The organism is Caldimonas hydrothermalis (assembly GCF_056746695.1).
On the sequence record NZ_JBWQXA010000001.1, the window covers coordinates 281717 to 306853 of the forward strand.

Sequence of the window (25137 nt, forward strand, 5' to 3'; positions counted from 1 at the left end):
CCGCCCTCAGGACCCCGCCGCCTGCCGGGGCTGCGGCGGCGTCCAGCCTCCACCCAGGGCCTTGAACAGGTCCACGGTGGCGGCCAGTTGGGCGCGGTGGTTGTCGAGCACCCGCAGCCGGGTGGCATTGGCGCTACGCTGGGCGTCGAGCAGCTCCAGGTAGGCCGAGTAGCCGGCCTCGTATCGCTGCCGTGCGGTCTGCAGCGCCCGTTCGCTGGCCTGCGCGGCGATCTCCACGTCGGCCTGCGCGGCCCGGGCGGCTTCGAGGTTGGTCAGGGCATCGGCCACGTCGCGGAAGGCCGATTGCACCGCCCCTTGGTAGGCCGCCAGGGCCTCGCGCTGGCGGGCTTCGGCCTGGGCCGTCTGGGCGCGGCGCCGCCCGGCGTCGAAGATCGGCAGATCCAGCCCCAGGCCCAGCGACCAGATGCGCGCGCCGCCCTTGAGCAGATCGGACAGCTCAGCGCTTTGCCCGCCGAAGGCGCCGGTGAGCGAGATGCTGGGGTACATCGCCGCCCGGGCCACGCCGATCTGGGCATTGGCCGAGGCCAGCAGCGCCTCGGCCTGGCGCACATCGGGCCGGCGCTCCAGCAGCGCCGAGGGCAGGCCCGCCGGCGGGGGCGGCGGCACGGGCAGCGCCCGCACCGCCCCGGGCGCAAGCTGCAGGTCCGGCTGGCCGGTCAGCAGCGCCAGTTGCGAACGTGCCAGCTCGCGCTGGCGTTGCAGTTCGCGCAGCTGCAGTGCCGCTTCGGCGCGCTCGGCCTCGGCCTGGTCCACCTCCAGGCGCGCGGCGGCCCCGCCCTGCAAGCGCAGGCGCAGCAGGCGCAGGCTTTCCTCGCGCGAGGCCAGGGTGTCACGGCTCAGGGCGATCTGCTCGTCGAGCATGCGCAGACTGAAGTAGCCCTGGGCCACGAGGCCGCTCACCGTCTGCCACACCACTTCACGGGCATGGTCGGTGGCCAGGGCCTGGGCACGCGCGGCCTGCGAGGCCCGCCGCAGCCGGCCCCAGAAGTCGATTTCGAAGCCGGTGGTGGCTGCCAACTGGAAGGTGTTGAAGGTGCCACCATGGCCCGCCGCCGAGAGGTCGCTCGTGCGTTGGCGCGCGCCAGACCCGCCCAGGTTGAGCGTGGGCCAACGCAGCGCATCGGCCTCGCGCAACAGGGCTTCGGCCTGCTCGACGCGGGCCACGGCCGCCTGCAGGTCGGTGTTGTTGCGGCGCGCTGCGTCCATCAGGCCGTCGAGCGTGGCATCGCCGAAGAGCGTCCACCAGGTGGACGACACGGTAGGCACGGCTTCAGCAGAAGGGCTGGCCGCGCTGTACTGCGCAGGCAGTGAGGTGGCGGGGCGTTCGTAATCGGGCCCCACCGCCGCGCAGGCACTCAGCAGGGCCGCGCCCAGCAGCGGCAGCAGCCGCGAAGGCATGTTCGGAGTCAGGGTGTTCATACCGGCACCTCCTCGGTCGCGCCGGGGGCATGGCTGTGCTGAGGCCGCGGCTTGCGGGCCAGCAGGGTGTAGAACAGCGGGATGAAGATGGGCGCGATGAAGGTGGCCACCAGCATGCCGCCGAAGACGCCCGTGCCCATCGACTGCCGCGCAGCCGCGCCGGCGCCGGTGGCGATCATCAGCGGCACCACGCCCAGGCCGAAGGCCAGCGAGGTCATCACGATCGGACGGAAGCGCAGGCGGGCCGCCTCACGCGCCGCGGCGATGGCCGACAGCCCGCGCTCCATGCCCTGCATCGCAAACTCGGCAATCAAGATGGCGTTCTTCGCCGCCAGGCCGATCAGCACCACCAGGCCGATCTGGAAGTAGATGTCATTCTCCATGCCGCGCAGGAAGACGAGCAGCAGCGCCCCCGTGACGGCAAAGGGCACGGCCAGCAGCACGGCCATCGGCACCCCCCAGCGCTCGTACAACGCCGCCAGGATCAGGTACACCATGATCAGCGCAAAACCGAAGGCAAACACCGAGGCGTTGCCGGTGCGCTTTTCCTGGAAGGCCTGACCCGTCCACTCGATGCCATAGCCCGGCGGCAGGGTCTCGCGTGCCACCTGCTCGACCGCGGCGATGGCCTCGCCCGAGCTGTAGCCCGGTGCGGCGTTGCCAAAGATCTTGGCCGCGATGTAGCCGTTGTAGCGCTCCACCTGTTCGGGACCGACGATGTCGTCCACGCGGATCAGCGCCTTCAACGGGATCATCTGCCCGCTGGTGCGCGAGCGCACATACAGGCGGCCCAGGTCCTCCGGCTTGGCACGGTAAGCCGCATCGGCCTGCATCGTGACGCGGTAGGTGCGCCCCTGGCGGTTGAAGTCATTCACGTAGTACGAGCCCATCTGCGCCTGCAAGGCGGCAAACACCTCGTCCACCGGCACGCCCAGGGCCAGGGCCTTCTCGCGGTCGACCTCCACACGCAATTGCGGCACCGTGGGGCGGTAGAACGTGTTCAGGCCCGTGATGGCCGGGTGGGCGCCCAGTGCGGCCATGAAGTCCTGCGTGACCTGCGCGAGCTTCATCGGGTCAGGCTCGGTGCGACCTTGCACATAGACCTCGAAGCCGCCGGCCTGGCCCAGGCCCAGGATGGCCGGCGGGTTGAACGCGAAGGCAATGCCGTCGGGCAATGCAAAGCCCATGCCAGAGACGGCCTGGGCCAGCGCCTGGGAGCTCTGCTGGCGCTCTTCCCAGGGCTTCATCGGGATGAAGATGGTCGCGGCATTGGCCTTGGCGCCCCCACCGATGAAATCGAAGCCGTTGATCGCGAAGAAGCTGTGGATGGCCGGGTTGTCGGCATTCATCTGGCGCAGCAAATCGGTGGTGCGCTCGGTGCGCGCCAGCGTCGCACCGTCGGGCAGCACGGCCGAGGCGATGATGTAGCCCTGGTCTTCGTCAGGCACGAAGCTGCCGGGCACCGTGGCCAGCAGCCAGCCCGCACCGCCCAGCATCAGCACGAAGGTCACCAGGGCTGCCACGCGGCGCTTGAGCGCCAAATCCACCCCGCCCAGGAAGCGGGCCGTGAGCCAGTTGAAACCGCGGTTGAAGGGCGCAAAGAAGCGCTCGCCGCGCGTGGGGCCGTTGTGCTCGTGGGGCTTGAGCAGCAGCGCACACAGTGCCGGCGTGAGCGTGAGCGCCACCACGCCGGACAGCACCACCGAGATGGCCACCGTCACCGCAAACTGGCGGTAGAGCTGCCCGGCGATGCCGCCCATGAAGGCCACCGGGATGAACACCGCGCACAGTACCAGCACGATGCCCACCACCGCACCCGAGACCTCGCGCATGGCTTCGATGGACGCCGCAAACGGACTCATTCTCTCCTCGCGCATCAGGCGCTCGACGTTCTCGATCACGATGATGGCGTCGTCCACCACGATACCGATGGCCAGCACCATCGCGAACAGCGTGAGCGTGTTGATCGAGAAGCCCAGCAGCCACAGCCCGGCGAAGGTGCCGATCAGCGACACCGGCACCGCCAGCATCGGGATGAGCGTGGCGCGCCAGGTCTGCAGGAAGACGAACACCACCACCAGCACGATCAGCGCGGCCTCGATCACCGTCTTGGCCACCTCACCGATGGAGGCCGACACGAACAGCGTGGTGTCGTAAGGGATGAGGTAGTCCACGTCCTGCGGGAAACGCTCGCTCTTGAGCTCGGCCAGTTTGGCCTTGACGGCGTCGCCCACGTCCAGCGCATTGGCCCCCGACTGCAGGAACACGCCGATGGCGATCGACGGTTTGCCATCGACGCTGCTGGACTGGTCGTAGCTCTGCGCACCCAGCTCCACACGGGCCACGTCCTTCAGACGCAGCACGCCCCCGGGGCCGCCCGAGCGCAGGATGATCTCGCCGAACTCCTCGGCGCGCAGCAGCCGGCCACGTGCGGTCACGGTGTAGCCGATCTCCTGGCCCGGAGGCGCGGGTTCGGCACCGATCTTGCCGGCCGCGTACTGCGCATTCTGCGCGCCGATGGCGGCGGCCACGTCAGCCGGCGTCACGCCCAGTTGCGCCATGCGGTCCGGGTTGAGCCACACTCGCATCGAGTAGTCGCGCGCGCCGAACACCAGCACATCGGCCGTGCCGGGGATGCGCTTGAGCTCATCGAGGATATTGAGCGTGGCGTAGTTCGACAGAAAGAGCTCGTCGTAGGTGCCCTGCGGCGAATTCAGCGCAATGACCAGCAGGAAGTTGTTCGAGCGCTTGGCCACCACCACGCCGTTGCGGCGCACTTCGTCGGGTAGCCTTGGTGCGGCGAGCTGCACGCGGTTGTTGACGTTGAAAGTGGCCTTGTCGATGTCGGTGCCCACCTCGAAGGTGGCCGTGATTTCCACGGTGCCGTTGGACGACGCGCTGGAGTTGAAGTACTGCAGGCCCTCGATGCCCGAGAGCTGTTCCTCGATGGGCGCGGCCACCGTGGTGGCCAGCGTCTCGGCCGAGGCGCCGGGATAGGACGCGGTGATGGTCACCGTGGGCGGGGCGATCTCGGGGTACTGCGCGATCGGCAGTGCGCGCATCGAGACCAGCCCGGCCAGCACGATGATGATGGACAGCACGGCCGCGAAGATCGGCCGCTCGATGAAGAAGCGGGAGTTCATGCGGACTCCTTCAGTTACCCGAGGCCGGCGCCGAGACAGCCGCGGCAGAAGCGGCCGGCGCGGACGCAGCCGGTGCCTGTGCGTTCACCGGCGCACCGGGCCGCAGCTTCATCAGGTTGTCGACGATGACCTGATCGCCGGCTTTCAGGCCGCCGGTCACCACCCAGTCGCTGCCCGACCAGCCAGCCGTCTGAATGGGCGCCGGCTGGGCCTGGCCGTCGCGCACCACCCACACCATGCGGCCCTGCTCGTTCTGCATCACGGCGGCTTGGGGCACCAGGAAGGACCGGGCCTGTCCTGCGACCACCTGGACCTTGACGAACTGCCCGGGCAGCACGCGCAGCCGAGGGTTGGCAAACTCCGCCCGCAACGGCACCGTGCCGAGCGACGGATCCACCGTGGAGCCGGAGAAGTTCAGCCGCCCCTGTTCGAGCAGCGACTCGCCTTGGTCGTTCAACAACTGCACCTGAGTACTGCCGGCCGCACGCAAGCGCGCCAGCTCCGATTCGGACAAGGCAAAGCGCACCCAGATCGGATCGGTCTGGGTCAATGTGGTCAGCAAGCTGTCGGTGCCCGGGTTGACCAAGGCGCCTTCGGACTTCAGAGAGCGCCCACTGATGCCCGAGATCGGCGCCGTCACCGTGGTGTACGACAAGTTCAACTCGGCCTCGCGCACCTGGGCCTGGGCCACGGCCACGGCGGCTTGCGCGAGTTGCAAGGCTGACTGCGCGTTGTCGGCTTCGCGCCGGCTGATGGCCTGGGCCTCGGCCAGCGGGCGCAGCCGCTCGTGCTCGCGGCGGGCCTGCTCGAGCTGGGCCTGCTGCTGCGCCAGATGGGCGCGCGCTTGTTGCAGCGCGATCTCGAAAGGCGCGCGCTCGATCTGGTACAGCGCCGCCCCCGCACGCACCGCTTCGCCCTCTTGATAGCGCTGGCGCTCGATCAGGCCGGTCACGCGCGCGCGCACCTCGACCTGCTTGGAGCCCTCGGCCTGGCCCACGGCCTCCAGCGTGAGCGGCAGCACCTGTTCTTGCATCACGCGCACCTGCACCGGCAGGGCCGCGGGCGCGGCATGGCTGGGGGCCGTGTTGGCCGCATCACAGGCTGCCAAACCCGACAACACTCCCGCAGCGAGCAGGAGCCCGCCCCATCGGCCCAGGAAGCCCGCCGCGCATCGGCGTGTGTAGTCATCGACGATGGTTCGCATGAAGTCCTCATCGACTCGCGCCAGCCGATGCTTTGGATACGAAGCCGTCGACGCGAGCATGCAGTGGTGGATGGAAGCGGAGCCCGACCCTGGACCGAGCGCAATCACCTGCGGATCAACCCTGAGTTCGCAGCCCCCAGAAAGCCCGTATCATACATACATTCGTGAATGTATGCTGACGATGGCGCGACGCACCAAAGAAGAAGCCGAACAAACCCGCCGGGCGATCCTGGAGGCCGCGCGGCGCTGCTTCCATGCCCAAGGCGTCTCGATGACCAGCCTGGAGCACATCGCCAAGGAAGCGGGTGTGACCCGCGGAGCGGTGTATTGGCATTTCGCCAACAAGGGCGAGCTGATCGACGCGATGTTCGATGACGTCTCGATTCCCTTCATCGACCGCCTGGACTACACGCTGCTGCTCGACCCCGAAGCCGACGCGCGCAGCCGGCTGCGCAACTTCCTGTGCCAACTCGTCAGCTCCCTCGATAACCCTGAGCTGCGCGTGGTGATGGAGATCCTGGAGTTCAAGTGTGAGTTCGTCGGCGAGCGCAGCGAGGATCTGAACGACTGGATCTCGCACAGCCAAGACCTGATCGGCAAGCTCGAGCGCACTTACATCGAGGCCCGCCGTGAAGGCACGCTGCGCCCGGACATCACACCCCGCTTGGCCGCCCTGGAGACCAAATGCTTTCTGGGCGGCCTGATGCGCCTGCGTTTGATGCGCCTGCCCGCGCTGGAATCACTGAACAGCGCCTACGCGCTGATCGACGCCTATTTGCAAGGCGTGCTGCCGCTGGAGCTGTCCCGTCACACCCAGGCGCCGGCCAAACGCTCGACCTCGGCACGGTCGCGTCCGCTGCGGCGCGCCAGATCCTCGAGCTGATCATCGCCCACACGGCCCACGTTGAAGTACACCGCTTGCGGGTGGGCCAGATAAAAGCCGCTGACGCTCGCCGCCGGCGTCATGGCCAGGCTGTCGGTCAGGCCCATGCCGATGTCATGCGCGCCCAGCACCCGGAACATGTCGCGTTTGACGCTGTGGTCCGGACAGGCAGGGTAGCCCGGCGCCGGCCGGATGCCGCGGTATTTTTCGGCGATCAGCTCCTCGTTGGACAGCGTCTCGTCGGGAGCATAGCCCCACAGCTCGGTGCGCACGCGCTGGTGCATGCGTTCGGCCAGGGCCTCGGCCAAGCGGTCGGCCAGGGCCTTGAGCAGGATGGCCGAGTAGTCGTCGTGGTCGTCGAGGAAGTACTGCTCCTTCTTCTCGACGCCGATGCCCGCCGTCACCGCGAACAGCCCCACGTAATCGTTGTTGAGCGGCGAGACGAAGTCGGCCAGGCAGCGGTTGGGACGGCGCACGCCGTCGACCACCGGCCGCTCGGTCTGCATGCGCAGGCCATGCCAGGTCATCAGCGGCTGGGTGCGCGCCTCATCGGCATAGAGCACGATGTCGTCGTCGTGGACCTGACAGGCCGGATACAGGCCGATCACCGCGTGCGCCGTGAGCGAGCGGCCCTCGATCAGCCGCTTGAGCATGCGCTGGCCGTCACTGTAGACGCGCCGCGCCGACTCGCCCACGACCTCGTCGGTGAGGATGGCCGGGAAGGGGCCGGCCAGGTCCCAGGTCTGGAAGAAGGGGCCCCAATCGATGCACTGGGCGATCTCGGCCAGGTCGTAGTTGCGAAAGACACGCCGGCCGAGGAACTTGGGTTTGGGCGGCACGTAGGAGGCCCAATCGATGGGCGTCTTGTTGGCGCGGGCCTGGGCCAGGCTCACCAAGGGGGTCTGCTTCTTGCCGGCATGCTGCTGGCGCACCTTCTCGTAGTCGGCCCGCAGCTCGTCCAAGTACCTCGCCGCGCGCTCGTCGGACAGCAGGTCCGAGCACACGCCCACGCTGCGCGAGGCATCGGGCACGTAGACCACCGGGCCCTCGTAGTGCGGGGCGATCTTCACGGCCGTGTGCACGCGACTGGTGGTGGCCCCACCGATCAGCAGCGGGATCTTCTTCAGACGGAAGTACTCATCGCGCTGCATCTCCGAGGCCACGTATTGCATCTCCTCCAGGCTGGGCGTGATGAGCCCGGACAGACCGACGATGTCCGCCCCTTCGACCTTGGCGCGGGCGAGGATGTCCTGGCAGGGCACCATCACCCCCATGTTGATCACCTCGAAGTTGTTGCACTGCAAGACGACGGCAACGATGTTCTTGCCGATGTCGTGCACGTCGCCTTTGACGGTGGCGATGACGATCTTGCCCTTGGGCTTCACGTCGCCCCCGGCCGCCTCGAGCTGGCGCTTTTCCTCCTCGATGTAAGGCACGAGGTGGGCCACGGCCTGCTTCATCACGCGCGCACTCTTGACCACCTGGGGCAGGAACATCTTGCCCGCGCCGAAGAGATCGCCCACGATGTTCATGCCGGCCATCAGCGGGCCCTCGATCACGTGCAGCGGACGGCCGCCGTCGGCACGGATCTTCTGCCACATCTCCTCGGTGTCCTCGACGATGAAGTCGGTGATGCCGTGCACCAGGGCATGCGAGAGGCGCTCCTCCACCGGCAGCGCACGCCAGGCCAGCCGGGCGCTGTCGTCCTTGGCCGAGCCCTTCACGGCCTCGGCGATCTCGAGCAGCCGCTCGGTGGCGTCGGGGCGGCGGTTGAGCACCACGTCCTCCACGCGCTCGCGCAGCTCGGGGTCGAGGTCGTCGTAGACGCCGATCATCCCCGCATTGACGATGCCCATGTCCATGCCGGCGCGGATCGCGTGGTACAGGAACACCGTGTGGATGGCCTCGCGCACCGGCTCGTTGCCGCGGAACGAGAAGCTCACATTGGACACGCCGCCCGACACCTTGGCACCGGGCAGGTGCTGCTTGATCCAGCGCGTGGCCTCGATGAAGTCGACCGCGTAGTTGTTGTGCTCCTCGATGCCGGTGGCAATCGCGAAGATGTTGGGGTCGAAGATGATGTCCTCGGGCGGGAAGCCCACCTCATCGACCAGGATGCGATAGGCCCGCTCACAGATCTCGATCTTGCGCTGGAAGGTGTCGGCCTGGCCTTGCTCGTCGAAGGCCATCACCACGGTGGCCGCGCCATAGCGCCGGATCAGCCGGGCCTGGCGCTTGAACTCCGCCTCGCCCTCCTTGAGCGAGATAGAGTTGACGATGCCCTTGCCCTGGATGCATTTCAGGCCCGCCTCGATCACCTCCCACTTGGACGAATCGATCATGATCGGCACGCGCGCGATCTCCGGCTCGGAGGCGATCAGGTTGAGAAATCGCACCATCGCGGCCTTGCTGTCGAGCATGGCCTCGTCCATGTTGACGTCGATGATCTGCGCGCCGTTTTCCACCTGCTGGCGCGCCACCGCCAGCGCTTGCTCGAACTGGCCGTTGAGGATCATCCGCGCAAACGCCTTGGAGCCGGTAACGTTGGTGCGCTCGCCGATGTTGACGAACAGTGTGCCTTCGCCGATCAGCACGGGTTCCAGCCCCGACAGTCGCATCGGGGCCACGGGGGTGGCAGGAAGGGGGGCAGAGGTCATGGCCGGTCCGACAGTGGGCCACGGCTCACCCGTGGCGCGGGTGAGCGTCGTTGCGAAACAAATCCAAGCCTGACACGCGACGCCCAATGCGCCGGTGCTGCAACGCTCCTTGGAGGGAACACATTCTACGCGAAGGCTCTCCAATCAGGCGCTGGCCGGCGGCTCGTGCCGCCGGTGCTGCGCGGTCGTTACATTTTCCAACGATCAGGCCTTGCCAGCCGACCGCGCATCGGCTCGAATCGGGACCTTGTCCTTTTTTGCTGTAAGGAACGATCATGAAACGCAATGTCGTGGCTGTGTGCGCCCTGGCCCTGGCGGCTGCAGGCTGCGCCAACATGAGTGAGACCCAGCAGAACACCGCCAAGGGCGCCGGCATCGGCGCGGCGGCCGGCGCGGTGATCGGATTGGCCACCGCCGGGGGCAACAAGGGCAAGAGCGCGGCCACCGGCGCGGCCGCCGGTGCCGCCGTCGGCGCGCTGGGCGGCTACATCTGGTCCAAGCGCATGGAGGAGCAGCGCGCCAAGATGGAGCAGGCCAGCGCGGGCACCGGCATCGGGGTGGAACGCACCGCCGACAACCAGATCCGCGTGCAGATCCCGTCGGACGCCGGCTTCGACGTGGGCCGCTCGGCCATCCGGCCGCAACTGGCCGGCGTGCTCGACAAATTCGCCCAGAGCATGCGCGAGCATCCGGCCACCGAGATCCGCATCGTGGGCCACACCGACAGCACCGGCTCCGATGCGGTGAACAACCCCTTGTCCATCGAGCGCGCCGCCAGCACGCGCGACTACCTCGTGGCCCGCGGCGTGGCCGTCTCGCGCATCGCGATCGACGGTCGCGGCAGTCGCGAGCCCGTGGCCAGCAACGACACGGCCGAGGGCCGTGCCAAGAACCGCCGCGTGGAGATCTACGTGGCCGAGCGCGAGCAGACCGCCCAGGCCCGCTGACCCCTTTGCCCATCCAGCCCCGGCACCCTGCCGGGGCTTTTTGTTCGTCATCACAGACCGATCTCAGGAGGAAACGACATGATGCTGTGCCCGCACCGGCTTTGGCCCTGGATGGCCGGGGTTGCCCTGCTCTGCGGATGCGCCACGCCCACCCCGACCGAGCCGCCCCCGCCCCCGCCAAGCGCGGCGGCCGCGCCGCCCCCGGCCCCCGCCCCCGCTGCGGCCGTCTCGGTGATCGACGGCCATGCCTGGACGGCGTCGATGGAGGCCCTGGCCCAACGCCTGCTGGGCGCAGCCCGGGCCGGCCAGGTGGAAGTGCGCCGCACCGAGGACAACCGGCTGCTGGTGCGTGCCACCGGCGACAGCGCCTTCGAGTCGGGGCGCAGCGCGGTGACGGCAGGCTTTCGCCAGACCCTGGACCTGGTGGCCGCCGCCCTGCTCGAGGCCCCCGACACCCGGGTGCAGATCCTTGGACACACCGACAGCCGGGGCTCGGACGCGCTGAACAACCGCCTGTCGAAGGAACGCGCCGAATCGACGCGCGACTACCTGGTCGCGCGCGGCATCGCCTTCGAGCGCCTGCTGGCCGAAGGCCGCGGCAAGAGCGAACCGGTGGCCGACAACACCACCGCCCAGGGCCGGGCCTTGAACCGCCGGGTGGAGCTGCTGATCAGCGTGCCTGCGCCCTGAGCGCAGGCCCTTGCGATCCTCAGGCAGCCTGGGGCACCAGGCTGCTGAACAGCCCCTGGGCTTGACAGCGGGGCTGGTAGCGGCCCACCCGCTGGGCGATCGCCGCGATGTGCTCGGGCGTGGTGCCGCAGCAGCCGCCGGCGATGTTGAGCAGGCCGGCGCGTGCGAAGTCTTCCATCAGCGCGCCGGTGACCTCGGGCGTCTCGTCGAAGCCCGTGTCGCTCATCGGGTTGGGCAGGCCTGCATTGGGATAGCAGGAGATGAAGGTGTCGCTGGCGGCCTTGGCCAGTTCTTCCAGGTAGGGACGCATCAGCGCCGCGCCCAGCGCGCAGTTCAGGCCCACCGCGATGGGTCGGGCATGGCGCACCGAATGCCAGAAGGCGCTGACCGTCTGGCCCGAGAGGATGCGTCCGGACGCGTCGGTGACGGTGCCCGAGATGATCACCGGCAAGCGCTCGCCGGTGGCTTCGAACAGCTCGTCGATCGCGAAGATCGCCGCCTTGGCGTTGAGCGTGTCGAAGATGGTCTCGACGAGGAAGAGGTCGGCCCCGCCCTCGAGCAGGCCCTCGGCCTGCTCGTAATAGGCCGCACGCAGGGTGTCGAAATCGACGTTGCGCGCGCCGGGATCGTTGACGTCCGGGCTGATGCTGGCCGTGCGCGGTGTGGGGCCGAAAGCACCGGCCACGAAGCGCGGCCTGTCGGGCGTGCCGTACTTGTCGCAGGCGGCGCGGGCCAGGCGGGCGGCCTCGACGTTCATCTCTCGCGCCAGCGGGGCCAGGCCGTAGTCCTCCTGGGCCACCGAGGTGGCACCGAAGGTGTTGGTCTCGATGATGTCGGCGCCGGCGGCCAGGTAGGCCTCGTGGATCTCGGTGATGACATCGGGCCGCGTGAACACCAGCAGCTCGTTGTTGCCCTTGAGATCCTTGGGGTGGTCGGCAAAGCGTGTGCCGCGGTAGTCGGCCTCGCCGAGCCTGTAGCGCTGGATCATGGTGCCCATCGCGCCGTCGAGGATGACGATGCGCTGGCGCATCAGGGCCGGCAGCGCGGCAGCGCGGGTGTAGGGTCGGGCGTCCATGGACACATTGTAGGCATGGGCGCCGGGTCGGCGCTCCCCGGGGGCTTGCCGCTGCGGGACAATGCCGCCACGACCGATCCCCGATGCCATGAAAGACCTCACCCCCCGCCAGGCCTGGGCCTACCTGCAGGCCCACCCCGACGCCCTCTTCGTGGACGTGCGCATGGAGATCGAGTACCTGTACGTGGGCCACCCGCCGGGTGCGGTGCACATTCCCTGGTACGAATACCCCGAGATGGAGATCGACGAAGCGCGCTTCGTCGAGCGCGTGCGGCGCGAGGCCGCCAGCCCGCACCGCCCGGTGGTGCTGATCTGCCGCTCGGGCCACCGCAGCCTCGAGGCCGCGCGGGCCCTGGAGGCTGCCGGCTTCACCGAGGTGGTCAACGTGCGCCACGGCTTCGAGGGTGATCGCGACGAGCGCTTGCACCGCGGCACGCTGAACGGCTGGCGGCACGACGGCTTGCCCTGGGAACAGATGTAGCGCGCCCCATCGTGTCACAACTCATTACAGCGTGTGCGTTGACGCTGCATAAACTGCCCGTTGGCCCCGCATGATGCAGCACGCTGGGGTCGCACAACACCATCAGGAGAGGACTGCATGCGCCCGTTCATCGTCCTGGGCGACAGGACCACCCATGGCGGCACGGTCGTCAGCGCCGACGACCGCAGCGACATCCACGGCAAATACATGGCTCGCGTGGGTGACATGGTGGTGTGCCGCCGTTGCAAGGGGGTTTTTGCGATCACCAGCGGCGCACCGGACATGGTGGACGGCCAGGGCCGCGGCTACGCCCGCCACGGCGACACCGTGGCCTGCGGTGCACGTCTCGTTGCCAGTCAGTTCACCGCAACGTGGTCCGACGAATCTTCGATGGGCGATTCCACAGCCAACATGCAGGCCGAGGCCGTCGACGCGGCCGCTCAGGTGGCGGCGCCCACGGCCTCGGGCCTGTGTCTCAACTGCCTGCGCAAGGCCGCCCACCTGGGCAGCCCCTTCGTGATCCGGGGGTGAGGGATGCTCGACGTGCAATCCCGGTGGGAGCAGCTACGTCACACACTGCCCGCGCTGAGGCTGTATGCGCTGGTCGACGGTGTGCAATACCAGACCCATCTGTGCAAACGCCTCCAGGCCGGCCAGGGCTTGTTCCCGCTGTTTGCGGGGACACCGGACGCGGCGCTGGCCCATGCCGGTCCCTGGCTCGTGGAAGCGGCCTGGGCGGACGAGGCGATGCTTGCCGAACTCGGCACGCTCGAACGCGAGGCGCCTGCGCTCGTCTGGCTGATCGCCGCGCAGGACCTGGAGGGCCTGGCGCAACTGCTGCAACTGCGGCTGGACGTGCACCTGCCCGATGGCCGCAGCGCCCTGCTGCGCTTCTGGGACCCGCGCGTGCTGGTCAAGCTGGCGCGCACCCTCGACGCTGCGCAACGGGAAGAGTTCTTCGGCCTCATCCATGAGTGGCACTTGCTGCACGAAGGCCGTCGCCTGTGGATCGGGAGGCACCTTGTTGACGCTCACTGAGGCGCAGTGGCGGGCCCTGCAACAAAGCGAAGCCAACCAGTTTGTCGCCGCCGTGTGCGATGCGTTCCTCGCCCATCGCACCGACATGCGAGAGCACCCGGGCCGTGAGGCGGTCCTCGCGCGGATGCAGGCCGCGTACGACTACGCCGCACGCGTTGGGTTTTGCAGCACAACGCACATCGTGCGGCTGCTGCACTGGGCGGCCGATGCCCCGCGCATCCATGACGAGCCGCCGGTCGATCGCTATCTGCGCAAGCCCGGTGCGACGCCGGAACAACGGCTCGACGAGTTGGGGGCAGTGGTTCAATACAGATTCAAGGAGATCGGTGCATGGCCGCAGCAGCCCCCCCTCTGATCGAAGCGGCCGCCCTGCGCGTGCTGGCCGCACTTGGCGTGGGCGTGGCCGCCGGTGAGGCCGCCAAAGAACAGGCGCGCAAGCGCCAAGAGCAGGCCGACAAGGCGAGGGACTCGACCATCGCGCGTGTCGAGGCGCCCACCCGGGCCAAAGAAAAGTGCAAGGAGTGTCCGCCCGATCGGGGCGAAGCCGCCCTGCAATCGACGGCAGGGTGGTCGCAAGACTCGATCGACTACCAGCGCCGCATCGCGCAGATGCCACCTGCGCCGCAAGGCTACCTGGTCGAGTGGCAGTTCAACGGTGTGCGTTTCGACGGCTTCGACTCCGGCCTATGCCTGCTCAGGGAGGCCAAGGCGCGGTATGACCAGTTTTTCGATGAGTTTGGCTATCGACGAGATTTCTGGAAGGGGGACGAAGCCCTTCTCGACCAAGCAGTCGCTCAGTCGAAGGCAGCGTCACCGCAGCCTCCCGTCCAGTTGAGGTGGCATTTCATGGAGCCCAAGAGCTTTCGCTACTTTTCAAAGTTGTTTTCGGCAGCAAAGCTGCAGATAGAGACGGTTCATCGCCCATGAAACATGCCTACGAACTTACGCTCTCCTTGAAAGCCGAAGAAGATCAGTCTGTCGCTGAGATTCTCGATCGGTTGCAGCGCTTCTCTAAGGCTCTTGAGCGGCTGTCTTCCAATTTGGAAGAGTGGTTCCTGGCCGGCGAGACCGAAGAAGAGGCTTTGCTGTACCAAGTATTCAAGGATGGTCAGCCAACCAAGGCTGCAATGGCTGTGCTTGAAACAAATCTCGCCCGAAAGCTTGATCCTAGGATCATCTCGATCTGGAACGGCAAGCAGGGACTTGCGGGAGCCTCCCTGCGGTTCATTGCAAGACCCGTAGACCACCCTAGTCTCGTTACCTTCGTCGGGCGCCCCCAGTCGTTCTCAGATGATTGGCACGCAATCGCTGAAGCTGTAGCAGTTGGGGTAGACATCTGGAGTCCAAGTTACGTTTCTTTGGAAAGCAATGGCTATTACGATGTCCGCGTTTTCAAAGACCGCCCCGGCGTCGGCTGGATGCTGTACCTGCCGCGCGTGCTGACGGCGCAGCAAGTGCCCGAGGCGCGGGCGCTGGTGCCCGTGATGGGGAAGAACGCCAAAGGCAAGGACGAGCAGCGGGGCACGATCATCGTCAGCGTCACCGACGAGCCGTTCTCCGACGAGAACCCGGATCACGTGCGAATTGCCAACGCCATCGAGATTCGTTTGGTCGATCAGGACTTGCTGCCACGGTATGCGGACCTTTGACGAATGTGGAGCCGGGCATTTCGCATCAGCGCACGAAACCCATGGCCCGTCGCACGCGCACCTCGGGTTTGGTGCGGTGTTCGGCCTCGAGCTGGGACAGGAATTCGTCGGGCGTGAAGGCCGTGCCCAGCAGGTCGGCTTGGCGGCACACGGCCGCGAAGTCGCCGGGGGTGAGCTGGTCGAGCCGGGCCAGGCGCTCGCGCTGTTCGGACGGCAGGGCCGCCTGCGCGTCGCCCAGCGCCTCGGCGGCGAACATGCGCTCACGCTGCGCCGGCAGGAGCGGATGGAAGCGGATCTTGAACGTAAAGCGGCGCAGCGCCGCCTCGTCCAGATCCTCGAAGAGATTGGTCGTGCAGATGAAGATGCCGGCGAAGCGCTCCATGCCTTGGAGCATCTCGTTGACCTCGCTGACCTCGTAGTGGCGCTCGGCCATGCGGCGGCTGCGCAGGAAGCTGTCGGCCTCGTCGAGCAGCAGCACCGCGCCCTCGGCCTGGGCCTCCTCGAACATGCGGGCCATGTTCTGCTCGGTCTCGCCGACATACTTGCTCACCAGATCGGATGCCTGGCGCACCAGCAGGGGCTGTTGCAGCTCGGCGGCGATGTGCTCGGCCAGCGCCGTCTTGCCGCTGCCCGGCGGGCCGTGGAAGCACAGCGTGCCGAGCTGGCGGCGGCGCAGGGCCTCGACGATGCGCGGCACCGGGAAGCGCGACTCGGTGTGCAGCAGGCCAAGGTCGTAATGCGTCACGCTCACGCGCGGGCCGCGCTCGCCGGCCCCGACGCCGAGCGCCCGGTCGGCGTTGGCCAGCTGGCGCTCGATCAGCGGCTCCAGCCGGGCGTCGTCATCGCCCTCGCGCGCCAGGCAGGCAAAGCGCACCGCGGTGCGGATCTGCGCGGGGGTGAGCCCCTTGCGAGCGGTGAGCCGGGCCACGAAGCCCTCGCCGACCGGCACCCCGGCCAGGGCCTTGCGCACCAGGCCCTCACGGGCTCCGGGCGGGGGCGAGCGCAGTTCGAGATGGTACTGAAAGCGGCGCCGGAAGGCTGGGTCGATTTGTTCGATGCGGTTGGTCACCCAGATCACCGGCACGGGGTTGCTCTCGAGCACCTGGTTCACCCAGGCCTTGCCACTGACCGATCCGCTGGGCGGGCCCTCGCCGGCGTCGAGCCGGGCCATCCATTGCGCGGCGTCGGTGGACAGCGGCGGAAAGACATCCTCGACCTCGTCGAAGAGCAAGGCCACGTTGGGGCTGCCCTTGAGGAAGACATGGCTGATCTGCAGCGAGCGGTAGCGGTCGCGGCCCGACAGGGAGTTGCCGTCCCGGTCGGCGTACTCCACCTCGTAGAGCTCGAGTCCGGCGGACTTGGCCATGACCTTGGCCAGTTCGGTCTTGCCGGTGCCGGGCGGGCCATAGACCAGGATGTTGACGCCGGCCTCGCGGCGCGCCACCGCATTGCGCAGCAGGGCGACCATCACGCGCGCGTCCTCGGCCACGTAATGGAAGTCGGCCAGCGTGAGCTCGGTGGGCGTGGCCGGCCGGGTGAACACGGCCATCAGGTCGGCCGGGTCGCGGTATTCGCGCATCAGCACCGGCGGCAGTTGCTCGGAGACCTTCATCAGGTCGGCCAGGTCGGTGATGTTGTGCTCGGAGATCAGGTTCTCGACCATGCCGATGCGCTCCAGGCGCGATCCGGCGCGCAGGGCCTCGGCCACCTCGCGTTCATCGACCTGGGCCACCTCGGCCAGCAGGGCATAGGCCTCCTGGGCATTGGCCACCTTGAACTCCACCAGCAGGCCGCGCAGCTCGCGCTGGTAACGCGCGAGCGTGCCATACAGCAACAGGGCCCGCTCGGCCGGGTTGAGCTGCAACAGCCCGCCCAGGGCGTCGATGTTGCGCTGCACCAGGGTCGATGCCCGCCGCAGATCGCGGTCGAGCCAGTCGCGCGTGGCGCCGAGCACGGCCATCAGATCCTTGGGCGCGTCCTTGATGGATTCGTCGAGGTAGAAGAACAGTGTGCCCTCCTCGTAGGGGCCTCGCCAGGCGCCATGACGCAGGAGAAAGGCCTCGTCGTCCAGCCGTTCGTGGCCCCGCCACAGGGCGTTGCCGGCGCAGCGCCGGCCGAGGTACTCTCGCAGCCGTTGCAACACCGGCGCAGGCCAGACGAGATGGCGACCGGTCAGGCCCAGCAGGGCGTTCCAGTCGCGCCGCACGTTGAAGCGCCCCGGATGACGCAGCGTGAGCGTGAGCACGAAGTGCGAGCACATGCGGTCGAGCACGGGCGCCTCGCGCAGCCCAGGGGAAGGCCATTCGCGTGCCTGCGCCAGACGTCGAACCATGGACACCTCCTTGTCGCCAAGGATGGACGTGCGGCCACCATAACGCAGGCCAGGCGGCATGGGAAGCCCGCCGCCGCCGCGGCAGGCCCGGGGTTTCAAAGGGCAGATGCCGTGGCCTGCGGCCTGCCGCGGTCAATTTGCTGGATCGAGGCTCAGTGCAGCACCACCGGCTGGTGCATCAGCGAGGTGAATCGCTCGATATAGGCGTCGATCTCCTCGACGCTGGGCGAGGTCTGGATCAGGGCTTCGACGCCGGCCTTGAAGCTTTCGGCCATCGCCCCTTCAAGGTAGATCTCCTTGCGCGAGAACTTGTCCACGATCTCGTAGCCCCCGCGAGTGAGCGCCCCGGTCGTCTCGCCGGCCCGGGATGCAGGCTCGCTTGCGGGCACCTCAAAGGCCACGACGGCGAAATTGTCCGAGTTGTAGAGCATTTGCATGGAGCACTCTCCTTCACGGGCCGGGCTTGGCGCGGCCTGTGTGGCTGTACCGCCCGGTCCCTGCTGTGGGTGAGATCTGGGGATGCCGCTGCAAGTTTCAAGCCCGCCGTCCACCCCCTTGCCGGAGGTATCGGCGGCCCGGGCGGCGGCTTGAGAACCTCAACCCCCCGCCAGCACGAGCTCGAAGGGCTCGTCGCGGCCTTCGACGAGGCGGGCGCGCACCGGCAGGTGGTGGCGCGAGGGATCCAGCCACACCTCGGCGCGAGTGCCACTGGCGGAAGCGTTCAGGCGCTCCAGGCGCAGGGCACGCACACTGCGCCCGTCGGTCAGGGCGATCGTCTGGTCCCCGTGCGAGAGGAACACCCAACGATCCAGATCGGCGCGCGCGCTCACGACGAGCAAGCTCAGCTCGCGGCCGGCTTGGTGCCAGCTGGCATCGGCCTGCACGATGGCCGGCAGCTGGATCATCCAGCTCAGACGGTCCTGCAGGCCCGGTTGCAGCGGCCGGGTGTCCTCGCGGCCGCTGAAGGTGATGGGGCCGCGCGGCCGATGAAAATCGGCCACCCTCGGCGGGCGCTTCAGGCGTTCGTCGGTGAAGCGCTCAGGCACCAGGCCCGAGGCCTCGAGCAGGCCGGTGCTGGTCTGGGTCAGGATGGTACCCAGCAGCGGCACGCGCGCCTGCAGTTGCAGCTCGTACCGGGGCGGCCGGGGATCCCAGCTCAGGCGGCCCTGGCCGGACAGGATGCCGCGGCGCACCTGGTAGTCCAGCGTGGCCGGCGGCGGCCATGCGGTGCGATAGACCGGCGGCGGGCCATCGGGCTGCCCGGCCCAGGCCACCGACGGGCCAGCCCAAACCAGGGTCTGCAGCAGGCGGCGCCGGCTGCGGTCAGGCGCCATGGCGGGCCCGCTCGCCCAAGGGGCGCTGCCTACAATCGTGCATTCTGCGTTTCCCTCTCCCGGCATGAAACTCGCCACGTACAAGGATGGTTCGCGCGATGGACAGCTCGTCGTGGTGTCGCGCGACCTCACCCAGGCCCATTATGCGGCCGGCATCGCCACCCGCTTGCAGCAGGTGCTGGACGACTGGAACTTCCTGTCGCCGCAGTTGCAGGATCTGTACGTGACCCTCAACCAAGGCCGTGCCCGCCACGCCTTCCCCTTCGATCCGGCGCTGTGCATGGCCCCCCTGCCCCGCCCGGTGCAGGCCTACGACGCCTGGGCCAGCGCCGCGCACCTCGAGCGCCTGGGCTGGCCGGTGCCGGCCAAGGTCGATGGCCCGCTCGTGCGGCCCTGGGTCGGCGACGTGCTGGGGCCGACCGATCCGCCGCCCGGGCCGACGGCGCAGGCTGCTGCGGACCTCGGGCCCGGGCTGGCGGTCGTCACCGGCGACGTGGCCCCGGCGTGCAGCCCCGCCGAGGCGCTGGAGGGCGTGCGGCTGCTGATGCTGGCCTGCACCTGGACGCTGCCGGCCCGGCTGGAGGAGGAGCGGGCGCTGGGCCTGGGGCTGCTGCACGGCCGCCCTGCCACGTCGTACGGCCCGGTGGCCGTCACGCCCGACGAACTGGGCGAGGCCTGGCGGCGCGGCCGCGTGCACCTGGGCCTGAAGGTGCAGGCCCAGGGCCGGCGCCTGTGTCGTGGCGATGCCGGGGCCGCGATGGCCTGGCACGTGGGCCGCTGGCTGGCCCAGGCCGCCCGCACACGGGCCCTGCCCGCCGGCACCGTCGTGCACAGCGGGCCGCTCAGCCCGGTCGAGCCCTCTGGCGGGGTGGCCTGCCTGGCCGAGCGGCGCGCCCAGGAGACCCGCGAGCACGGCGAGCCGCGCAGCCCCTGGCTGCTGGCCGGCGACCGCGTGCACATCGAGCTGCAAGCCGACGACGGCAGCCCCCCGATGGGCGCCATCGACTGCGAAGTGCCCGCTCAAGGATAAGGAATGCGTTCCGTCTCGCCGGGCACCGGCGGGAAGGCCTGCGGATCCTGGCGGGCCCAGGCCTGGACGGCCTGCTCGATGCGTTCCTGGCGCGAGGAGACGAAGTTCCAGCGCATGTGACGCGGGTGCTCGGCGGTATTGCCCGGGCCCAGGTCGAGCGGGTCGCCGCCGATCAGCATGAAGCGCACCGCCTCCAGCGCCCGCAGGCGCACCGGCCGCGGCGGCAGCACGAGCATGTCGCCGGGGTTCAGCGGCTCGCCGTCGGCCGTGAGCGAGCCCGAGACGACGTACAGCGCCCGCTCCTCGTGCTCCAGCGGGACCTCCATGTGAGCGGTCGATTCGATCTCGCCGGCCACATAGAGCGTGCGGCTGCGCACCGGCACTGGCGAGGTCTGGCCAAAGGCGTCGCCGGCGATCACGCGCAGGTGCACGCCGGCCGAGCGCACCTCGGGCAGGCCGGCCGCGCTGACGTGAACGAAGTCGGGCAGGGCCTCCTCGTCGGCCAGCGGCAGCGCCACCCAGGTCTGGATGCCATGCAGGCGGTGCCCAGCCGCGCGCAGCGCCTGCGGCGAGCGCTCGGAATGCACGATGCCGCGCCCGGCGACCATCCAGTTGACGTCGCCCGGACGGATGTCGCGCACCGTGCCCAGGCTGTCGCGATGGGTGATCACGCCCTCGAAGAGGTAGGTGACGGTGGCCAGACCGATGTGAGGGTGGGGCCGCACGTCCAGTCCCTGGCCCGGCGCGAATTCGGCCGGGCCCATGTGGTCGAAGAAAACGAAAGGGCCCACGGCCCGGGCGGCGGCGGCCGGCAGCAGGCGGCGCACCATGAAACCATCGCCCAGGTCGTGGGTGTGGGAGGCCAGCCGGATGAATGCCATAGGGGGTCGTCCTCACGATGCGGCAGGCATCTGCCGGGACTTCAGCCTACCACCACCGGCGAGATCCAGGGCAGCCTGCGCCCCAAACCCCGAGTGCCGATGCGCTTGGCCGCTGCGCACCGGCAGCGCACAATGGCCCTCAGCGCAGCAACCACGGAGCCCCCGCGATGAGCGACCCCCTGCAAGGCATCGGCAAGCTGGTGCCCGGTTTCGACTTCCTGCAAGGCCTGGTGAAGAATGCCGGCTCGGCCCTGCCCAACTTCGGGCAGTGGGTCGCCCCCACGCTCAACCCCGAGGAGCTGGAAAAACGCATCGAGGAACTGCGCACCGTGCAGTTCTGGCTGGAGCAAAACGCCCGCATGCTCGGCGCCACCATCCAGGCGCTGGAGGTGCAGCGCATGACGCTGTCCACGCTGAAGACCATGAACGTGCCGGTGGAGACCTTGCGCGAGTCGCTGACGCTGCGCCCGCCCGAGGCTGCCGCGAAGGCGGCGGACCGACCGAAGACGCGCCGGCGTCCGGCCGCGAAGGCGGCAGCCCTGGCGAGCGGGGCGGCCGCGGCACCGGCCGTCGATCCGGTGCAGTGGTGGGGCGCCCTGACCCGCCAGTTCACCACTCTGGCCGCCTCGGCCATGAAGGATGCCGCCAGCGAATCGGCGCGCCACCTGGCCGGCGAACTGGTCCGTCAGTCGTTCACGGCCGCCGAGGATACCCTGCGCAAGAGCGTGGCCACCGCGGGCAAGGCCGCCCGTCAGGTCAAGGCCGGCGCCGCCGGCGCTGCCGGACTGGCCGCACGGGCGGGCCAGGCCGCCGGCCAAGTGGCGATGCAGGCCGCCACCCCGAAGCCACGCGCATCGGCGCCCCGCCGGCCGTCCGCCAAGGCCCGCAAGGGCTGAGCCTCAGGACCGCCGATCCCGTTGCCGGTGCTGCCAGGCGCCCAGGGCCACCAGGAATGCCAGGGCCAGCTCCATCACCTCCTCGATGGCGGTCTGCCAGGCCCGCACGGCGGCCCCGAGCACGATGCCCAGCTCCTCGGCCAGGATGGCCGGGGCGCGGTCGGCCACCTTGCCCACCACCAGCGTCACCGCGAAGGTGAGCACCGTGACGGCCACCGGATCGCCGCGCCGCAGGCCGCGCAGCACGCCCGGCCCCCGCCGCACGACGAGGTGGGCGCAGGCCAAGGCCACCGGGGCCAGCACCAGTGCGGCCACCACGCGGTGCAGGGGGCGTCCGTCGCGCAGGAAGAAGCTGAACTTGAGCACGCTCGTGCCGGTGAAGGCCTTGTGCCAATCCATCTCGCGGGCCGCAAACGCCAACATCACGACGGCCAGCGAGGCCCACAGCCGCCAGTCGTCCTCGGGCCGGCGCCACGCCGCGATGAGGGCGGCCGTGACCACATACAGGGCAGCGTTGAGCCCCTCGACGGGCCCATGCTCACTCATCAGCGCCATCGTGGCCGGCGCCGGCAGGACGATCCAGACCAGGTGGGCCAGCCCCAGGAAGGCCAGGGCCAGCCAGACGGCGGCGCCAGGCCGCAGGGCGAAGGAAGAAGAAGAGGGGGGCATGGGCATGTCGGACGGCCGTGACGGCCCCAGGGCCGCGCATCTTTGCGTCCTGAGCAAAGCCGAAATGATGCCTCAAAGCGCGCAGTGTTCAGCCCACGCTCAGCCGGCCGCGTTACATTGGCGGCACACGAGGAGACCCCCGATGAACGCTCCCCTGCGTCCCGACACGCTGGCCGCAGCCGACGAAGCGGACGAACGCACCCGGCGCCAGGCCGAGGTGGTGCAGGCCCTGTCGCAGGTGCTGCCCGCGCATGCACTGCTGTGGCACCGCGAGGACACCACGCCTTACGAATGCGATGGGCTGACGGCCTATCGCGAGCAGCCGCTGGCCGTGGCCCTGCCCGAGACCGAGGAGCAGGTGGCCGCGGTGCTGCGCACCTGTCATCGACTGCAGGTGCCGGTGGTGGCGCGCGGCGCCGGCACCGGCTTGTCGGGGGGCGCCCTGCCCCACCGCCTGGGCGTGACGCTGAGCCTGGCCAAGTTCAACCGCATCGTGCGCATCGACCCGCATGCACGGATCGCCGTGGTGCAGTCGGGCGTGCGCAACCTGGCCATCAGTGAAGCGGCCGCGCCCTATGGCCTGTACTACGCGCCCGATCCGAGCAGCCAGATCGCCTGCACCATCGGAGGCAACGTCGCCGAGAACTCGGGCGGCGTGCACTGTCTGAAGTACGGGCTCACCGTGCACAACGTGCTGCGGGTGCGTGGCTACACGGTCGCAGGCGAGCCGCTGGAACTGGGCAGCCATGCGCTGGACGCGCCGGGCCTGGACCTGTTGGCTGTCTTCATCGGCAGCGAGGGCATGCTCGGCGTGGTCACCGAGGTGACCGTGAAACTGGTGCCCAAGCCGCAACTGGCGCGCTGCATCATGGCCAGCTTCGACGACATCCGCAAGGCCGGCGACGCCGTGGCCAACGTGATCGCCGCCGGCATCATCCCCGCCGGGCTGGAGATGATGGACAAGCCGATGACGGCCGCCGTCGAGGACTTCGTGCATGCCGGCTATGACCTCAATGCTCAGGCCATCTTGCTGTGCGAGAGCGACGGCACCCCCGAGGAGGTGGCCGAGGAGATTGCGCGCATGCTGGACGTGCTCGTCGCCTCGGGCGCCACCCGCGTCGAGGTGAGCAAGGACGAGGCGCAGCGGCTGAAGTTCTGGAGCGGTCGCAAGAACGCCTTCCCCGCCAGCGGCCGCATCAGCCCCGACTACATGTGCATGGACTCGACCATCCCGCGCAAGCGCCTGGCCGACATCCTGCTGGCGATTCAGCAGATGGAAAAGAAATACGGCCTGCGCTGCGCCAATGTCTTTCATGCCGGCGACGGCAACCTGCACCCGCTGATCCTGTTCGACGCCAACGACCCCGACCAACTGCAGCGCTGCGAGCGCTTCGGCGCGGACATCCTCGAAACCAGCGTGGCCCTGGGCGGCACCGTCACCGGCGAGCATGGGGTGGGCGTGGAAAAACTCAATTCGATGTGCGTGCAGTTCTCGCCCGAGGAGTTGGAGCAGATGCGCGCGCTCAAGCGGGCCTTCGACCCGGCCGAGCTGCTCAACCCCGGCAAGGTGGTGCCCACGCTGAACCGCTGTGCCGAGTACGGCAAGATGCACGTGCGCAAGGGCCTGCTGCCCTTCCCCGAGCTGGAACGCTTCTGACCCTCCTGTCCCCGTCCTTGCGCATGAACCCCGATCCCGTCCTCGACCGCCTGATCGACCAGGTGCGCGCCGCGCTGGCCGACGGCCGTCCCCTGGCCATCCAGGGCGGCCGCACCAAGTCCTTCTACGGTGAACCCCTCGTGGGCGAGCCGCTGGAGCTGCGGCCGTTGGCCGGACTGTCCAGCTACGAGCCCACCGAACTCGTCGTCACCGCCCGCGCCGGCACGCCACTGGACGAGCTGGAGGCCGCACTGGCCGAAAAAGGCCAATGCCTGCCCTTCGAGCCGCCACGCTTTGCCAGCGGCGGCACCGTGGGCGGCATGGTGGCCGCCGGCCTGTCCGGTCCCTCGCGGGCCGCGGTGGGCGCGGTGCGCGATTACGTGCTGGGTGCCACGATGCTCAACGGGCGGGCCCAGGTGCTGAGCTTCGGCGGCCAGGTGATGAAGAACGTGGCGGGCTACGACGTCTCCCGCCTGCTGGCAGGCTCGCTGGGCACGCTCGGGGTGATCCTCGAGGTCTCGCTGAAGGTGCTGCCGATCGCGCCGGCCACTGCCACCTTGCGCTTCGAGATGGACGAGGGCACGGCGCTGCAGCGGCTCAACGAATGGGCTGCGCAGCCCCTGCCCCTGAACGCGAGTGCCTGGTGGGACGGCACCCTGCTGTTGCGGCTGCGCGGCGCCCAGGCCGCAGTGGCCGCCGCCTGCCGGCAACTGGGCGGCGAACCGATCGCGGCGATGCAGGCCGCCCCCTTCTGGGAGGGCCTGCGCGACCAGCGGGACGAATTCTTCGTCAAGGCCCACGCCGCGGTGCAGACTGGCGCCAGCCTGTGGCGGCTGTCGGTGCCGCCGACGGCCGCCCCGCTGCGCCTGCCGGGCGAGCAGCTCATCGAATGGGGCGGCGGCCAGCGCTGGTGGTGCACACCGGCACCGGCGGCGGCCGTGCGCGAGGCCGCCGCCCGCGCCGGCGGCCACGCCACGCGCTTTCATGGCCCGCCGGACGGCCCGGTCTTCATGCCCCTGCCGCCGGTGCTGGAGCGGCTGCATCGCTCGCTCAAGGCGGCGTTCGACCCGCAAGGCCTGTTCAACCGCGGCCGCCTCACAAGCGGCCTGTGACCCTCGAGTCCCCTCCGAG

At 69.1% G+C, this 25137-nt stretch carries 23 protein-coding genes and 1 riboswitch; of the genes, 13 read left to right on the forward strand and 10 right to left on the reverse strand.

The window, feature by feature from the left end:
- Positions 1-6 precede the first annotated feature (6 nt).
- Genes AC1ECW_RS01390 through AC1ECW_RS01400 form a run of 3 tightly spaced genes read right to left on the reverse strand, consistent with a single transcriptional unit; the run spans position 7 to position 5787 of the window.
- On the reverse strand, positions 7-1440 hold the full coding sequence (locus AC1ECW_RS01390) for an efflux transporter outer membrane subunit (protein WP_481200997.1): 1434 nt from the start codon (positions 1438-1440) through the stop codon (positions 7-9).
- On the reverse strand, positions 1437-4583 hold the full coding sequence (locus tag AC1ECW_RS01395) for an efflux RND transporter permease subunit (protein ID WP_481200998.1): 3147 nt from the start codon (positions 4581-4583) through the stop codon (positions 1437-1439). Before AC1ECW_RS01395 ends, AC1ECW_RS01390 begins: the two co-directional genes overlap by 4 nt.
- A gap of 10 nt (positions 4584-4593) precedes the next feature.
- The gene (locus AC1ECW_RS01400) at positions 4594-5787 is read right to left on the reverse strand and encodes an efflux RND transporter periplasmic adaptor subunit (protein WP_481200999.1); all 1194 of its coding nucleotides are present in this window, start codon (positions 5785-5787) and stop codon (positions 4594-4596) included.
- Positions 5788-5968: 181 nt separating this feature from the next.
- Here AC1ECW_RS01400 and AC1ECW_RS01405 point away from each other — a divergent pair, with 181 nt between their 5' ends.
- On the forward strand, positions 5969-6670 hold the full coding sequence (locus AC1ECW_RS01405; RefSeq protein WP_409705299.1) for a TetR family transcriptional regulator: 702 nt from the start codon (positions 5969-5971) through the stop codon (positions 6668-6670).
- Here the strand turns inward: AC1ECW_RS01405 and metH are convergent.
- Positions 6595-9327 (reverse strand): methionine synthase, encoded by a 2733-nt coding sequence (metH, locus tag AC1ECW_RS01410; RefSeq protein ID WP_481201000.1) that lies wholly within the window; start codon positions 9325-9327, stop codon positions 6595-6597. The genes AC1ECW_RS01405 and metH overlap by 76 nt on opposite strands.
- Before the next feature lie 35 nt (positions 9328-9362).
- Positions 9363-9444, reverse strand: a riboswitch (S-adenosyl-L-homocysteine riboswitch).
- A gap of 158 nt (positions 9445-9602) precedes the next feature.
- On the opposite strand from metH, the gene AC1ECW_RS01415 reads away from it, so the two are divergent.
- The gene (locus AC1ECW_RS01415) at positions 9603-10274 is read left to right on the forward strand and encodes a YiaD family glycine zipper/OmpA-like lipoprotein (RefSeq protein WP_409708468.1); all 672 of its coding nucleotides are present in this window, start codon (positions 9603-9605) and stop codon (positions 10272-10274) included.
- A gap of 78 nt (positions 10275-10352) precedes the next feature.
- The gene (locus AC1ECW_RS01420; RefSeq protein WP_481201001.1) at positions 10353-10964 is read left to right on the forward strand and encodes an OmpA family protein; all 612 of its coding nucleotides are present in this window, start codon (positions 10353-10355) and stop codon (positions 10962-10964) included.
- A gap of 19 nt (positions 10965-10983) precedes the next feature.
- On the opposite strand, the gene AC1ECW_RS01425 is transcribed toward AC1ECW_RS01420, so the two are convergent.
- Positions 10984-12039: a homocysteine S-methyltransferase family protein gene (locus AC1ECW_RS01425; protein WP_481201002.1), complete on the reverse strand. Its 1056-nt coding sequence runs from the start codon at positions 12037-12039 to the stop codon at positions 10984-10986.
- A gap of 88 nt (positions 12040-12127) precedes the next feature.
- On the opposite strand from AC1ECW_RS01425, the gene AC1ECW_RS01430 reads away from it, so the two are divergent.
- The 6 genes from AC1ECW_RS01430 (at position 12128) to AC1ECW_RS01455 (ending at position 15207) form a co-directional block, all read left to right on the forward strand.
- On the forward strand, positions 12128-12520 hold the full coding sequence (locus AC1ECW_RS01430; protein WP_481201003.1) for a rhodanese-like domain-containing protein: 393 nt from the start codon (positions 12128-12130) through the stop codon (positions 12518-12520).
- Between the two features lie 117 nt (positions 12521-12637).
- Positions 12638-13051 (forward strand): PAAR domain-containing protein, encoded by a 414-nt coding sequence (locus AC1ECW_RS01435; protein WP_481201004.1) that lies wholly within the window; start codon positions 12638-12640, stop codon positions 13049-13051.
- Positions 13052-13054: 3 nt separating this feature from the next.
- Positions 13055-13558 carry a DUF4123 domain-containing protein gene (locus tag AC1ECW_RS01440; protein ID WP_481201005.1) on the forward strand — a complete coding sequence of 168 codons (504 nt, stop codon included), beginning with the start codon at positions 13055-13057 and terminating at the stop codon, positions 13556-13558.
- A complete protein-coding gene (locus AC1ECW_RS01445) occupies positions 13542-13913 on the forward strand; it encodes a hypothetical protein (RefSeq protein WP_481201006.1) in 372 nt (123 codons plus the stop codon). Before AC1ECW_RS01440 ends, AC1ECW_RS01445 begins: the two co-directional genes overlap by 17 nt.
- Positions 13889-14485, forward strand: coding sequence for a Tox-REase-5 domain-containing protein (locus AC1ECW_RS01450; protein ID WP_481201007.1), 597 nt, complete (start codon positions 13889-13891; stop codon positions 14483-14485). The genes AC1ECW_RS01445 and AC1ECW_RS01450 overlap by 25 nt, the downstream gene beginning before the upstream one ends.
- Positions 14482-15207, forward strand: coding sequence for an immunity 52 family protein (locus AC1ECW_RS01455; RefSeq protein ID WP_481201008.1), 726 nt, complete (start codon positions 14482-14484; stop codon positions 15205-15207). Before AC1ECW_RS01450 ends, AC1ECW_RS01455 begins: the two co-directional genes overlap by 4 nt.
- Positions 15208-15232: 25 nt before the next feature.
- Here the strand turns inward: AC1ECW_RS01455 and AC1ECW_RS01460 are convergent, their stop codons facing one another.
- The 3 genes from AC1ECW_RS01460 to AC1ECW_RS01470 form a co-directional block, all read right to left on the reverse strand.
- Positions 15233-17539, reverse strand: a complete 2307-nt coding sequence (locus AC1ECW_RS01460; protein ID WP_481201009.1) for an ATP-binding protein — start codon at positions 17537-17539, stop codon at positions 15233-15235.
- A gap of 152 nt (positions 17540-17691) precedes the next feature.
- Entirely contained in the window at positions 17692-17976 is a 285-nt protein-coding gene (locus AC1ECW_RS01465) for a BTH_I0359 family protein (protein WP_409659174.1), read from the reverse strand.
- A 159-nt stretch (positions 17977-18135) separates the two neighbouring features.
- Entirely contained in the window at positions 18136-18873 is a 738-nt protein-coding gene (locus AC1ECW_RS01470) for a DUF3108 domain-containing protein (RefSeq protein WP_409659176.1), read from the reverse strand.
- Between the two features lie 64 nt (positions 18874-18937).
- On the opposite strand from AC1ECW_RS01470, the gene AC1ECW_RS01475 reads away from it, so the two are divergent.
- Positions 18938-19903 (forward strand): fumarylacetoacetate hydrolase family protein, encoded by a 966-nt coding sequence (locus tag AC1ECW_RS01475; protein ID WP_409659178.1) that lies wholly within the window; start codon positions 18938-18940, stop codon positions 19901-19903.
- On the opposite strand, the gene AC1ECW_RS01480 is transcribed toward AC1ECW_RS01475, so the two are convergent.
- On the reverse strand, positions 19894-20784 hold the full coding sequence (locus AC1ECW_RS01480) for a pirin family protein (protein WP_409659180.1): 891 nt from the start codon (positions 20782-20784) through the stop codon (positions 19894-19896). The two genes, AC1ECW_RS01475 and AC1ECW_RS01480, sit on opposite strands and share 10 nt — an antisense overlap.
- 167 nt (positions 20785-20951) lie before the next feature.
- Here AC1ECW_RS01480 and AC1ECW_RS01485 point away from each other — a divergent pair, with 167 nt between their 5' ends.
- A complete protein-coding gene (locus AC1ECW_RS01485) occupies positions 20952-21680 on the forward strand; it encodes a PhaM family polyhydroxyalkanoate granule multifunctional regulatory protein (RefSeq protein ID WP_409659182.1) in 729 nt (242 codons plus the stop codon).
- A gap of 3 nt (positions 21681-21683) precedes the next feature.
- Here AC1ECW_RS01485 and AC1ECW_RS01490 read toward each other — a convergent pair whose 3' ends face one another.
- A complete protein-coding gene (locus AC1ECW_RS01490) occupies positions 21684-22355 on the reverse strand; it encodes a hypothetical protein (protein WP_481201010.1) in 672 nt (223 codons plus the stop codon).
- Positions 22356-22491: 136 nt separating this feature from the next.
- Here AC1ECW_RS01490 and AC1ECW_RS01495 point away from each other — a divergent pair, with 136 nt between their 5' ends.
- Both AC1ECW_RS01495 and glcE read left to right on the forward strand, forming a co-directional pair.
- Positions 22492-24006 carry an FAD-linked oxidase C-terminal domain-containing protein gene (locus AC1ECW_RS01495; RefSeq protein WP_481201011.1) on the forward strand — a complete coding sequence of 505 codons (1515 nt, stop codon included), beginning with the start codon at positions 22492-22494 and terminating at the stop codon, positions 24004-24006.
- 23 nt (positions 24007-24029) lie between these two features.
- A complete protein-coding gene (gene glcE / locus AC1ECW_RS01500) occupies positions 24030-25118 on the forward strand; it encodes a glycolate oxidase subunit GlcE (RefSeq protein ID WP_481201012.1) in 1089 nt (362 codons plus the stop codon).
- Positions 25119-25137: the final 19 nt, after the last annotated feature.

Bases quoted from the DNA above. Each gene is read 5' to 3' on its own strand.
- AC1ECW_RS01390 (WP_481200997.1), bottom strand. From the start codon at position 1,440: ATGAACACCCTGACTCCGAACATGCCTTCGCGGCTGCTGCCGCTGCTG.
- AC1ECW_RS01395 (WP_481200998.1), bottom strand. From the start codon at position 4,583: ATGAACTCCCGCTTCTTCATCGAGCGGCCGATCTTCGCGGCCGTGCTG.
- AC1ECW_RS01400 (WP_481200999.1), bottom strand. From the start codon at position 5,787: ATGCGAACCATCGTCGATGACTACACACGCCGATGCGCGGCGGGCTTC.
- AC1ECW_RS01405 (WP_409705299.1), top strand. From the start codon at position 5,969: ATGGCGCGACGCACCAAAGAAGAAGCCGAACAAACCCGCCGGGCGATC.
- metH (WP_481201000.1), bottom strand. From the start codon at position 9,327: ATGACCTCTGCCCCCCTTCCTGCCACCCCCGTGGCCCCGATGCGACTG.
- AC1ECW_RS01415 (WP_409708468.1), top strand. From the start codon at position 9,603: ATGAAACGCAATGTCGTGGCTGTGTGCGCCCTGGCCCTGGCGGCTGCA.
- AC1ECW_RS01420 (WP_481201001.1), top strand. From the start codon at position 10,353: ATGATGCTGTGCCCGCACCGGCTTTGGCCCTGGATGGCCGGGGTTGCC.
- AC1ECW_RS01425 (WP_481201002.1), bottom strand. From the start codon at position 12,039: ATGGACGCCCGACCCTACACCCGCGCTGCCGCGCTGCCGGCCCTGATG.
- AC1ECW_RS01430 (WP_481201003.1), top strand. From the start codon at position 12,128: ATGAAAGACCTCACCCCCCGCCAGGCCTGGGCCTACCTGCAGGCCCAC.
- AC1ECW_RS01435 (WP_481201004.1), top strand. From the start codon at position 12,638: ATGCGCCCGTTCATCGTCCTGGGCGACAGGACCACCCATGGCGGCACG.
- AC1ECW_RS01440 (WP_481201005.1), top strand. From the start codon at position 13,055: ATGCTCGACGTGCAATCCCGGTGGGAGCAGCTACGTCACACACTGCCC.
- AC1ECW_RS01450 (WP_481201007.1), top strand. From the start codon at position 13,889: ATGGCCGCAGCAGCCCCCCCTCTGATCGAAGCGGCCGCCCTGCGCGTG.
- AC1ECW_RS01455 (WP_481201008.1), top strand. From the start codon at position 14,482: ATGAAACATGCCTACGAACTTACGCTCTCCTTGAAAGCCGAAGAAGAT.
- AC1ECW_RS01460 (WP_481201009.1), bottom strand. From the start codon at position 17,539: ATGGTTCGACGTCTGGCGCAGGCACGCGAATGGCCTTCCCCTGGGCTG.
- AC1ECW_RS01465 (WP_409659174.1), bottom strand. From the start codon at position 17,976: ATGCAAATGCTCTACAACTCGGACAATTTCGCCGTCGTGGCCTTTGAG.
- AC1ECW_RS01470 (WP_409659176.1), bottom strand. From the start codon at position 18,873: ATGGCGCCTGACCGCAGCCGGCGCCGCCTGCTGCAGACCCTGGTTTGG.
- AC1ECW_RS01475 (WP_409659178.1), top strand. From the start codon at position 18,938: ATGAAACTCGCCACGTACAAGGATGGTTCGCGCGATGGACAGCTCGTC.
- AC1ECW_RS01480 (WP_409659180.1), bottom strand. From the start codon at position 20,784: ATGGCATTCATCCGGCTGGCCTCCCACACCCACGACCTGGGCGATGGT.
- AC1ECW_RS01485 (WP_409659182.1), top strand. From the start codon at position 20,952: ATGAGCGACCCCCTGCAAGGCATCGGCAAGCTGGTGCCCGGTTTCGAC.
- AC1ECW_RS01490 (WP_481201010.1), bottom strand. From the start codon at position 22,355: ATGCCCATGCCCCCCTCTTCTTCTTCCTTCGCCCTGCGGCCTGGCGCC.
- AC1ECW_RS01495 (WP_481201011.1), top strand. From the start codon at position 22,492: ATGAACGCTCCCCTGCGTCCCGACACGCTGGCCGCAGCCGACGAAGCG.
- glcE (WP_481201012.1), top strand. From the start codon at position 24,030: ATGAACCCCGATCCCGTCCTCGACCGCCTGATCGACCAGGTGCGCGCC.